This is a genomic window from Halomonas sp. 707D4, from assembly GCF_024158685.1.
Lineage (GTDB): Bacteria > Pseudomonadota > Gammaproteobacteria > Pseudomonadales > Halomonadaceae > Vreelandella.
Window position 1 is genome coordinate 1 of sequence record NZ_JAMZBD010000080.1, and the last position, 9,364, is coordinate 9,364.

A 9,364-nucleotide genomic window follows, 5' to 3' on the forward strand; every position below is an offset into this window, starting at 1 on the left:
GGGCTTTCCCACCCGCCGCGACGAGGAGTGGAAGTACACCGACGTGCGTGCCATCGCCCAGGGCAACTTCAAGCTCGCCGATGACGTTGCTTTCTCCCAGGCCCAGGCGGCGGCGCTGGCGCTGCCCGTCGAGGCGCACAGGCTCTCTTTCGTCGATGGCGTCTTCGCCCCCGGGCTTTCCGATATCGAGGCGCTGCCCCAGGGCGTGCAGGTGATGCCGCTTTCCAAGGCGCTTGCCGAGAACCACGAAGCCGTGGGCGGGCCGCTGGGTCGGCTGACCGGCGTCGACTTCTCGGCCTTCGCCGCGCTCAACACCGCGTTCATGGAAGAGGGCGCGGTGGTGCGCATCGCTCCGAACACCGTGGTCGAGAAGCCGATCGTGCTGCAGTTTCTCTCTCGCGAGGGCGAGGCGGTGATGTGCCACCCGCGCATTCTCGTCGAGGCCGGCGCTCGCAGTGAAGCCACCGTGATCGAGCACTACGCCGGCGAAGAGAACGCCGCCAACTTCACCAACGTGGTGGCGGAACTGATGCTCGATCGCGGCGCGATCCTGCATCACTACAAGCTTCAGGAAGCGCCGGTCGGGGACTTCCACGTGGCGAGCATCCACGTGGAGCAGAGCCGCGACAGCGTCTACACCTCCTACAACCTGAACCTGGGCGGGGCACTGGCGCGCAACGACATCATCAGCGATCTCAACGGCGAAAACGCTTATACCAACCTGTACGGGCTGTTCTTCGGCCAGGGTCGCCAGCACGTGGACAACCACACCAAGGTGAACCACAACGCGCCGCTGACCTTCTCCAACGAGAACTACAAGGGCATCCTCGGCGATCGCGCCCACGGCGTGTTCAACGGCCGCGTTTACGTCAAACGCGACAGCCAGAAGATCGAGGGTTTCCAGAGCAACCAGAACCTGCTGCTTTCGGATCGCGCCCAGATCGACGCCAAGCCCGAGCTCGAGATCTACGCCGACGACGTCAAGTGCTCCCACGGTACCACCACCGGCCAGCTCGACGAGGACGCGGTCTACGCCCTGCGTACCCGCGGCATCGACGAGGCCACCGCCCGTGGCCTGCTGACCCTGGCGTTTGCCGGTGAGGTGCTCGAGCAGGTGGCGCTGGATGCCATCGCCGAGCGGGTGGAACTCGCCGTGGCGGGCAAGCTGCCGGAGCGCTTCAACCTGGCAGGACTGGTCGAAGCCGCCGCCGCGCTCAACGAGTAACCAGGAGCCAACATGTCCGATACCGCGATTGACACACTCCGCGCCGGCGCCAGGTTCGACGTCGAAGCGCTGCGCGCGCAGTTCCCGATACTGCGCCGCGAAGTGCACGGCAAGCCGCTGGTCTACCTGGACAACGCCGCGACCAGCCAGACGCCTCAGGCGGTCATCGACGTGTTCGGCGACTACTACGCGCGGCTCAATGCCAATATCCACCGCGGCCTGCATACGCTGGCCGACGAGGCGACGGCGGCCTTTGAGGCCACCCGCGCCCGGGTCAAGGCGTTCCTGAACGCCGAGGATGCTCGCCAGATCGTCTTCACTCGCGGTACCACCGAGGCGATCAACCTGGTGGCCCAGAGCTTTGGGCGCCAGAATCTCGGCCCGGGCGACGAAGTGCTGATCTCGATGCTGGAGCACCACTCCAACATCGTGCCCTGGCAACTGCTGGCCGCCGAGCGCGGTGTTACCCTCAAGGTGATTCCGGTGGACGAGCGCGGGGCGCTCGACATGCAGGCTTACCGGTCACTGCTTGGCGAGCGCACGAAGCTCGTGGCGGTCAACCACGTCTCCAACGCTCTGGGTACCATCAACCCGGTCAAGGAGATGGCGCGCCTCGCCCATGCGCAGGGCGCGGTCATCCTGATCGACGGTGCCCAGGCCGCCCCCCACCAGGCGATCGACGTGCAGGACATCGACGCCGATTTCTACGCGTTTTCCGGCCACAAGGTATACGGCCCTACCGGGGTTGGCGTGCTCTACGGCAAGAAAGCGCTGCTGGACGCCATGCCGCCCTGGCAGGGCGGGGGCGAGATGATCAAGACCGTCTCCTTCGAGCCCTCCGGCACCACCTTCGCCGAGACGCCCCACAAGTTCGAGGCGGGAACGCCGGCGATCGCCGAGGTGATCGCCCTGGGACGGGCGCTTGCGTGGGTCGAGGAGATCGGCGTCGCGGCCATCGGCGAGTGGGAGTCGGTTCTGCTCGATCACGCCACGCGCGCCGTGGGTCGCATCGACGGGCTCAAGATCATCGGCACCGCGCCGCACAAGGCTGGGGTGCTGTCCTTCGTGGTGGACGGTGCCCACTCCCAGGACATCGGGCTTCTGATCGACCAGCTCGGGGTGGCGATTCGCACCGGCCATCACTGCGCCCAGCCGCTTCTGCACCATTTCGGCGTGGAAGCGACGTGCCGGGCCTCGTTCGCGGCGTATAATACGCTCGAGGAGGTCGATGTCTTCGTCGCCGCCCTCGAGCGCGTCATCGGCATGGTGAGATAAGCGTATGGATATCGAGCAAGTCGCGAGCCTCTCGCGCGGCCAGAAACTGCCGCTGCAGCGCGACGTCGAGGCGATCGCCATTCCCTTCGGCACCGTCCAGACCCTGGCCGAGGACAGCGAGGTCAGCGTGATGCAGGCCAAGGGCAGCTCGGTCAGCGTGGGCTTCGAAGGGCGCCTCTACCTGATCGAGGGGCGTCACCTGGATGCGCTGGGGCTCGAGCCGTTGCCGACGCCGACCCTCGACGAGTCGGCAAGCGAGGAGGAAATCGAGGCCTTCGTGTGGGATCAACTACGCACCTGCTTCGACCCGGAGATTCCGGTCAACATCGTCGACCTGGGGCTCGTTTACGGCTGCCGGATCGATCGCTTGATTTCTGGTGAGCGCATGGTGACCGTTCGCATGACGTTGACTGCCCCTGGCTGCGGCATGGGCGAGGTGATCGCCGCCGACGCGCGCAGCAAGATCCTCGGCGCGCCGCAGATCTCGAAGGTGCACACCGAAATCGTCTTCAGCCCGCCCTGGAGCCGGGACATGATGAGTGATGAGGCCAAGCTTGAGCTCGGGATGTTCTAAGCCGTGTACGTCGCGCGATGCCTAGCCAGGTGATGCGCGCGATCAGGTGGGTATTGGTAGCGCTGGCGGCCCTGGGGCTGCTGGCGGCCTTCGTGTTCGTGGCCTGCAACCTCTGGGTGCTGGCGAGCACCGCCCGCTATATCGACAGCCGTGTCGAGCAGTGCCGTCCGGGCGACGTGGCGGTGGTGTTCGGCACCTCCAACTGGACGCGCAGCGGGCTCAAGAATCCGCATTTCAACGCCCGCATGCGTACCTCGGCGAACCTGATCCATCGCCTCAGCGTCAACCATCTCCTGCTTTCCGGCGACAACCGGACCCAGGCCTACAACGAGCCGCGCGCCATGTGGCGAGAGCTGCACCGGCGCGGCGTGCCTTCCCACCAGATGACGCTCGATTTCGCCGGCTTCAGCACCTATGACACCCTGGCGCGGGCGCGCGACGTCTTTCAGCTCGAACAGGCGGTGCTGGTGACCCAGAGCTGGCATCTGCCGCGGGCGGTCTACATCGCGCGTTCGCTCGGCATGGAAGTCACCGGCTGCGTGGCGGAACAGCGCCGGGTGGCGGGTGAGTGGCGACTGCGGCTGCGCGAGGTGGCCGCCCGGGTCGCGACGCTGGGCGATCTCTACCTGTGGGGGCGCAAGCCCTATTTCCTCGGGCCGGTCGAGCCCATCGAGCTGGTCGACGACCCCGTCGATGAAGCGCTCAATGAGCGCGCGCCGGCACCGCTGGTCTACCGCGTGCCGCTGTTCGAGACCGCACCGGCACCAGCGCCAACTCGCGAGCCCGACGACGAACGTGCCACCGAAGAAGGCATCGACACGCCGGAGCCGGGGCGCGACTAGCGCTTGATGCGCTGCTTCTGCAGGTTGTAGAGCTCGCGAATCAGCTGGCGGCACGCCTTCATGCACTCGTCGATGACGGGCTCGATGGGCTCGGGCAGCGGGTGGGTGAAAAGGGTGGAGAGCGCCTGCATCAGCACGCGTTCCTGCTCCAGCAGCTCGCCGATCAACACCTGGCTATCGTTGCCCACGAAGCTTTTCAGGCGGCTCCAGAGCCACAGGAAGTCGTCGCGCTCGACGTCGGCATCGCGGGGCAGCATCTTGAGGTGGGTGCGCGCAAGCCCTTGCAGGGTGCGCATCTGCTTCAGGCGTTCGGCGTAGTAGGGTTTCAGCGCGTCGCGCAGCGAAGGGCGCAGGCGTTCGAGGTTGTCCTGGAAATAGTCAATACTGTCGGCCAGCGCTTCCAGCACGCTGTCCATCGCCACTTGGCGATTATCAAGAAACATGAGCGTCTACCTCCTTCGGTGACGCAAATTGTGGCGGGGGTGGCGCTCTTTTGCCACCCCTTGCGCGGATTATTTTCGGCGTTCGGCCTTAGCCTTTAGGCTTGGGCGGCACCTTGCGCGTGGCGGTGGCGTTCTTCTCGATATGCTCGATGATCATCCCGGCGATGTCCTTGCCGGTCGCGGTCTCGATGCCCTGAAGCCCCGGCGATGAGTTGACCTCCATGATCACCGGGCCGTGGTTGGCGCGCAGCAGGTCGACGCCTGCGACCTGCAGTCCCATCGCCTTGGCGGCGCGGATCGCCGTCGAGCGCTCCTCCGGGGTGATGCGGATGACGCTGGCGGTGCCGCCGCGGTGCAGGTTGGAGCGAAACTCGCCTTCGGCGGCCTGGCGCTTCATGGTGGCGACCACCTTGTCACCGATCACGAAGCAGCGAATGTCCGCCCCGCGCGCCTCCTTGATGTACTCCTGCACCATGATGTTGGCCTTCATGCCCATGAACGCCTGGACCACGGATTCCGCGGCCTGGTTGGTTTCGGCGAGCACCACGCCGATGCCCTGGGTGCCCTCCAGCAGCTTGATGACCAGCGGCGCGCCCTTGACCATGGTGATCAGGTCGGGGATATCGTCCGGGGAGTGGGCGAAGCCGGTGATCGGAAGCCCGAGCCCCTTGCGCGACAGAAGCTGCAGCGAGCGCAGCTTGTCGCGCGAGCGGGTGATGGCCACCGAGTCGTTGACCACGTAGGTGCCCATCATCTCGAACTGGCGCAGCACCGCACAGCCGTAGAAGGTGATCGAGGCGCCGATGCGCGGGATCACCGCATCGAAACGTTCGATCTCTGCGCCCTTGTAATGGATCGACGGGTGGTGGGCGGCGATGCTCATGTAGCAGCGCAGCGTATCGACCACCCGTGCCGTATGACCGCGCGCTTCCGCGGCCTCGATCAGCCGACGAGTCGAGTAGAGGTTGCGGTTACGCGATAGCAGGGCAATGTGCATTCAAAACTCCGGGCTAGAAGGGTGACGCGTCTTGGAAAGAGTCAGGGTTCGCCGTGCAGGAAGGCGGCACCCGGGGCGACCAGCAAGCGGCGCATGGCGCGACGCCCGAGAAGCATGGGGTGGCGCATGTTGCTGCGGTCGGTCAGCGTCAGCTCCACGGGAAAGTGGAGGTCGCCAAGCTGCATCGGCGTTCGGATCACGTAGCGCCACTCGCTGTGACCGTTGGAGCTGGTGACGCGCCGGCGGTCGTGCAGATGCAGGGTATAGCGGTGTCCCGGGGTATCCGGGCCGCCGCTATGGGTAATGAAACTGATCCAGAGCTGGCCGTTGGCATCCTCTTCGGTGGTGATCTCCTCAGCGTGAAGGGCCGAGGTGCGCGCGCCGGTATCGGCCTTGCAGCAAAGATGAAGCCCGAGTTCGGGCAGCGTGACCATCTCGCGCCGCCCGATGACGGCTTTCGCCTGGTAGGGTAGTTCCTTCACGATTGCTCCTCACGTGCAGGTCATCCGCGCGGCGCGATGGTCGGCATCACGCCTGGCGAAGAAAACGAAATCCGCTGTATCAACGTTAGTGGCGCGGGGCGATATTCGCCAGCCGCGCATGGATAGCCCCGCCCTCGGGGGCGTCGCGCAAGGTCATCAACACCAGAAGCCTGAGGCGGGGAATCAGCGCGATGTCGCGAACCACGCCGGCGAAATTGGCGTCGGGGCGCTCGGCGAGTCGCGTCAAGAAGAGCGGCAGGCGCGTGGCGTCTTCCAGAAGCGTCCAGCCGCGCCCGGCAATGGCCGCCAGCAGATCCGGCCCGCAGGCATCGGTATCCTCGAGCAGGCTCTGGTACCAGGCGCCGACGGCGGCCAGCGGGCTGGCGCCCACACCGCGCACGCAGGCGCACAGGGTCTCGACGTCGCCGGCGTGCGCGGCGCGCTCGCCCCGGTCGATCAGCGCAGTGACCAGGGCGTCGCTCGGCGTACAGTGCTCGAAACACAGGCAGAGCGCTCGAATCACCTCGGCGTCGAAGCGCTCTTCGCCTATCAGGCGCGCCAGGGTGTCTTGCGCGGCGGCGTCGCTGCGCACGGCGAAGTCCGCCACGCCCTGGAGCCCCAGCGCCTGCCAGTCGATGCTCTGCTGGCCGCTCAGGTAGGCCTCCACCGGCTCGAAGTGCTGGCTGGCGGGAAGGTTCTGGTCGGCGGTGGCACGGGCATTGAGCATCGCCTGGAAGGGCAGGCTCGGCGTGAAGGCCAGCGGGTTGTCCTGCATGAAGTGCTCGACCCGGGCGGCCTCGCCCTGGCCCAGCGTCGCGACGTTGCGCCCCAGCGTCTCCACCAGGCGATTCAAGAAGCCATCGCGCGAGGCGGGGGAGAGCAGGCCCTGCTCGTCCAGCGGCAGGGCCAGAAACCACACCGCCGGCTCCGCCATGTCGCCGATACGAAACAGCGCGGCGATGCGCGCCTGGCCCTGCCAGGGCTCCGGCCACGGCTGCTCGCCGCGCTCGAAGCCCGCCAGCGTCTCGGAGCGGCAGGGCGCCACGCGCCGGCCCATGTGATAGAGCGCCACCTCGGCGCCGCTTCGCTCGAAGAATTCGCCGAGCGTGTTGAGTGCTTGCATAGCTACCTTCCCTTTCGCAGGCCTGCACTCTACCTTGACCGGCGCATACTGTCAGCCTCGTTGAGCGATCAAAAAGTGAACAAGTCGTGAGAGTACCCGTCCCGGCTGGCGCTACGCCATCTTTCCAGAGTTTATCCACAGCCTCTTGCAGGTTTTCTGTGAATCTGTGAGTAACCAAGGTCGGGCTTGCGCGCATGGCAACCCAGGGTCAGAAAGGCGATAATGGGCGCTCCATGCACCGACCTTCCCAGGAGCCCATGAGCGTTCATCAATCGCTTGCCAAGGCGCTGCTCGAGCTCGAAGCCGCCATGAAAGCCGCCGACCTCTGGCGAATGCCCACCCCCGAGCCCCAGGCCTTCGAAAGCCGCGAGCCGTTCTGCGTCGATACCATGTCGCTGCCCCAGTGGATACGCTTCGTGTTCATCGCAAGGCTCAACGCGCTGATCGATGCCGGCGCGCCGATGCCTGCCAAGTGCGAGGTGGCCCCCGCCATGGCGGCCTACCTGCAGCAGGAGAAAAAGCGCGCCAGCGACCAGCTGCTGGTCATCCAGGCCGTCGAGCGCGTCGACACGCTGGTCACCGAGAACTAGCCGCGTGCTAACGAAAGCGGCCCGCCACCTTGCCAGGTGCCGGGCCGCTTTGCTCTTCAGGGCCGCCTAGAAGCGGTAGCTGAGCCCCGCCATCACCACCACCGGATCGATCTCCACGCGCCCGGCGCTTTCACCGGCCACCGTCGCGTCGCTGTCGATGTCCAGATACCAGGCGGCGGCGTTCAGTGCCCAGTGCTCGTCGATCACGAGATCCACCCCGAGCTGGCCGGCCACGCCCCAGCTGTCGTCCAGCTCGAGGCCCACGCCGTCGATATCCACCTGTTCGCTTGAGAAGCGCGTGTAGTTGACCCCGGCACCCAGGTAGGGCTGAACGCGAGACAGCGTGCCGCCCAGCGGGTAGTACTGAAGGGTCAGCGTCGGCGGCAGGTGCTTGGTGGAGGCGATGTTGGCGTCGTTCAGGCGAATGTCGTGCTCGAAGGGGAGTGCGGCCAGAAGCTCGACGCCGAGCTTGTCGGTGAAACGGTAGCCCAGGGTGAAGGCGAAGTCGCTCTTGTCCCGAACGTCCACGCCAAGCTCGCCAAGGGCCGTGTCGAGCGTGCCGTTGTCGCTTTTCGGCGACACCTTGGCCACACCGATGCGGGTATAGAGATCGCCCGCGCCGTAGGCGAGCGCCTGGCTGCTGGCGGCCAGCGCAAGACTTGCGGCAATGAAGGTGACGAGCGTTTTGTGGCCCATGTCGATACTCCTCGATAGGTGGTGACGCGATGTGGAAGGCGTGGTCACAGGGTATCGGCTGGCGAGTCGGCGGTTATTGACCTGGAACAATCGGCCACGAAAAAGGCCGCCCGAAGGCGGCCTTGAAGCTGCGAGAGCGCTCAGCGCTCGATGTGACGATACTCGTTGGCGTCGGCAGTGGCACGGCTGACCACCACGATGGCGATCAGCGAGGCGATGAAGCCGGGAATGATCTCGTAGACGCCGGGGCCGCCCAAGAACTCGGCGTTGTAGCCCAGCGCGATCCAGATCATCACGGTCGCCGCACCCACCACCATCCCGGCGATGGCGCCGGAACCGTTGGTACGCTTCCACATCAATGACAGCAGGATCAGCGGACCGAAGGCCGCGCCGAAGCCGGCCCAGGCGTTGCTGACCAGCCCCAGCACCTGGGACTCCGGGTCCGAGGCGATGATCGCCGCGACGATGCCCACCAGCGCCACGCTGATCCGGCCCACGGTCACGGTCTGCTTCTCGGAGGCGTTCCTGTTCAAGAAGAGCCGGTAGAAGTCCTCGGTGAGCGAGGAGGAGGCGACCAGCAGCTGGCTCGAGATGGTGCTCATCACCGCCGCCAGCAGCGCCGCGTAAAGGAAGCCGGTGATCAACGGGTGGAACAGCAGGTCCGCCAGGATGATGAAGATCGTCTCGGGGTTGTCCACGGTCATGCCGTTACGCACCGCGTAGGCGCGTCCGAAGAGGCCCAGCGACACCGCGCCGATCAGCGAGATCGCCATCCAGCTCATGCCGATGTTGCGCGCCGTCGGCACGTCCTTGAGGTTTCTGATCGCCATGAAGCGCACGATGATGTGCGGCTGGCCGAAGTAGCCAAGCCCCCAGGTCACCGCCGAGAGCCAGCCGATGAAGGTCAGCCCCGCCGTCCAGGAGAGCAGCGTGGGGTCAACGCTGTTCAAGGTGTCAGACGCCTGGGTGAAGCCGCCGCCACCTTCACCGAACAGTACCACCGCCGGCATGATGATCAGCGCCAGCATCATGATGCAGCCCTGCACGAAGTCGGTCAGGCTGACCGCCAGGAAACCGCCCACCACGGTGTAGATCAGGACCACGCCAAGGGTGATGA

11 protein-coding genes are annotated in these 9,364 nt (G+C 65.9%); 5 read left to right on the forward strand and 6 right to left on the reverse strand.

Annotation, left to right across the window (positions count from 1 at the left end; genetic code table 11):
• From sufD to BIS11_RS05410, 4 genes are all read left to right on the forward strand, one after another.
• The coding region (gene sufD / locus BIS11_RS05395) for a Fe-S cluster assembly protein SufD (protein ID WP_253585799.1) at positions 1 to 1,225 on the forward strand (1,225 nt) is incomplete at its 5' end.
• 12 nt (positions 1,226 to 1,237) lie between these two features.
• On the forward strand, positions 1,238 to 2,500 hold the full coding sequence (locus BIS11_RS05400; protein ID WP_253420213.1) for a cysteine desulfurase: 1,263 nt from the start codon (positions 1,238 to 1,240) through the stop codon (positions 2,498 to 2,500).
• A 4-nt stretch (positions 2,501 to 2,504) separates the two neighbouring features.
• Positions 2,505 to 3,074 carry a putative Fe-S cluster assembly protein SufT gene (sufT, locus tag BIS11_RS05405; protein ID WP_253420215.1) on the forward strand — a complete coding sequence of 190 codons (570 nt, stop codon included), beginning with the start codon at positions 2,505 to 2,507 and terminating at the stop codon, positions 3,072 to 3,074.
• A gap of 17 nt (positions 3,075 to 3,091) precedes the next feature.
• Complete coding sequence (locus tag BIS11_RS05410) at positions 3,092 to 3,916, forward strand: vancomycin high temperature exclusion protein (protein ID WP_253420217.1); 825 nt, start codon at positions 3,092 to 3,094, stop codon at positions 3,914 to 3,916.
• Here the strand turns inward: BIS11_RS05410 and BIS11_RS05415 are convergent.
• From BIS11_RS05415 to BIS11_RS05430, 4 genes are all read right to left on the reverse strand, one after another.
• Positions 3,913 to 4,359, reverse strand: coding sequence for a hypothetical protein (locus BIS11_RS05415; protein WP_253420219.1), 447 nt, complete (start codon positions 4,357 to 4,359; stop codon positions 3,913 to 3,915). The genes BIS11_RS05410 and BIS11_RS05415 overlap by 4 nt on opposite strands.
• Before the next feature lie 88 nt (positions 4,360 to 4,447).
• Complete coding sequence (rimK, locus tag BIS11_RS05420) at positions 4,448 to 5,356, reverse strand: 30S ribosomal protein S6--L-glutamate ligase (protein ID WP_227390826.1); 909 nt, start codon at positions 5,354 to 5,356, stop codon at positions 4,448 to 4,450.
• Between the two features lie 41 nt (positions 5,357 to 5,397).
• On the reverse strand, positions 5,398 to 5,838 hold the full coding sequence (locus tag BIS11_RS05425) for a RimK/LysX family protein (protein ID WP_253420221.1): 441 nt from the start codon (positions 5,836 to 5,838) through the stop codon (positions 5,398 to 5,400).
• 85 nt (positions 5,839 to 5,923) lie between these two features.
• Positions 5,924 to 6,961, reverse strand: coding sequence for a DUF3549 family protein (locus BIS11_RS05430; protein WP_253420223.1), 1,038 nt, complete (start codon positions 6,959 to 6,961; stop codon positions 5,924 to 5,926).
• A gap of 257 nt (positions 6,962 to 7,218) precedes the next feature.
• Between BIS11_RS05430 and BIS11_RS05435 the strand changes: the two genes are divergently transcribed.
• Positions 7,219 to 7,551, forward strand: coding sequence for a YqcC family protein (locus BIS11_RS05435; protein ID WP_253420225.1), 333 nt, complete (start codon positions 7,219 to 7,221; stop codon positions 7,549 to 7,551).
• A gap of 66 nt (positions 7,552 to 7,617) precedes the next feature.
• On the opposite strand, the gene BIS11_RS05440 is transcribed toward BIS11_RS05435, so the two are convergent.
• Both BIS11_RS05440 and BIS11_RS05445 read right to left on the reverse strand, forming a co-directional pair.
• Positions 7,618 to 8,247: an OmpW family protein gene (locus BIS11_RS05440; protein ID WP_253420228.1), complete on the reverse strand. Its 630-nt coding sequence runs from the start codon at positions 8,245 to 8,247 to the stop codon at positions 7,618 to 7,620.
• Positions 8,248 to 8,387: 140 nt separating this feature from the next.
• Positions 8,388 to 9,364, reverse strand: a 977-nt coding sequence (locus tag BIS11_RS05445) for a sodium/solute symporter (protein WP_253585800.1), incomplete at its 5' end; no start/stop codon positions are given.

Coding starts and splice junctions, on each gene's coding strand:
- BIS11_RS05400 (WP_253420213.1), top strand. CDS start 1,238: ATGTCCGATACCGCGATTGACACACTCCGCGCCGGCGCCAGGTTCGAC.
- sufT (WP_253420215.1), top strand. CDS start 2,505: ATGGATATCGAGCAAGTCGCGAGCCTCTCGCGCGGCCAGAAACTGCCG.
- BIS11_RS05410 (WP_253420217.1), top strand. CDS start 3,092: ATGCCTAGCCAGGTGATGCGCGCGATCAGGTGGGTATTGGTAGCGCTG.
- BIS11_RS05415 (WP_253420219.1), bottom strand. CDS start 4,359: ATGTTTCTTGATAATCGCCAAGTGGCGATGGACAGCGTGCTGGAAGCG.
- rimK (WP_227390826.1), bottom strand. CDS start 5,356: ATGCACATTGCCCTGCTATCGCGTAACCGCAACCTCTACTCGACTCGT.
- BIS11_RS05430 (WP_253420223.1), bottom strand. CDS start 6,961: ATGCAAGCACTCAACACGCTCGGCGAATTCTTCGAGCGAAGCGGCGCC.
- BIS11_RS05435 (WP_253420225.1), top strand. CDS start 7,219: ATGAGCGTTCATCAATCGCTTGCCAAGGCGCTGCTCGAGCTCGAAGCC.
- BIS11_RS05440 (WP_253420228.1), bottom strand. CDS start 8,247: ATGGGCCACAAAACGCTCGTCACCTTCATTGCCGCAAGTCTTGCGCTG.